Source organism: Psychrobacter sp. HII-4 (assembly GCF_904846595.1).
GTDB classification, from domain to species: domain Bacteria; phylum Pseudomonadota; class Gammaproteobacteria; order Pseudomonadales; family Moraxellaceae; genus Psychrobacter; species Psychrobacter celer.
In genome coordinates this window covers 1-503 of the sequence record NZ_CAJHBJ010000122.1, presented here as the reverse complement: position 1 = coordinate 503, position 503 = coordinate 1, and the positions used below count along the sequence as shown (strand labels likewise).

At 40.2% G+C, this 503-nt stretch carries 1 pseudogene; it reads left to right on the top strand.

The window, feature by feature from the left end:
* A pseudogene (locus tag JMX98_RS14030) lies at positions 1-503 on the top strand (transposase); the annotation flags it as partial.

Here is a 503-nt window from a genome sequence, read left to right as displayed (position 1 = left end):
AATATTAGTCAGAGTACCTTCTACAAATGGAGGAGTAAATACGGCGGCATGGATGCTTCATTAATTACCCGTCTTAAAGAATTAGAAGCAGAGAACGCTCGTTTAAAGAAAATGTATGCTGAGGAAAGGCTTAAATCAGACATCTTACAGGATGCCATGTCAAAAAAGTGGTAGCGCCCTCTAGGCGCAAAGAGCTAGCTCAGCATTACATCAAAGCCAGAGCGATTAGCATCCGTTTAGCCTGTCTGATCTTTAATATCAGCATAACCTGCTATTACTATCAGCCAAAGACAGCAGATGAGACTGATCAGATAGCTAAGCTATTGACTGACTTAACAAGCAGTCATAAAAATTGGGGTTTTAAGCTGTGCTTCTTATACCTAAGAAATGTACTGGGACTGCCTTATAACCATAAACGTGTTTATCGCATTTACCGTGAGCTTGAATTAAACCTTAGAATAAAGCCTAAACGCCGTATTAAGCGAGACAAACCGCAAAAGCTT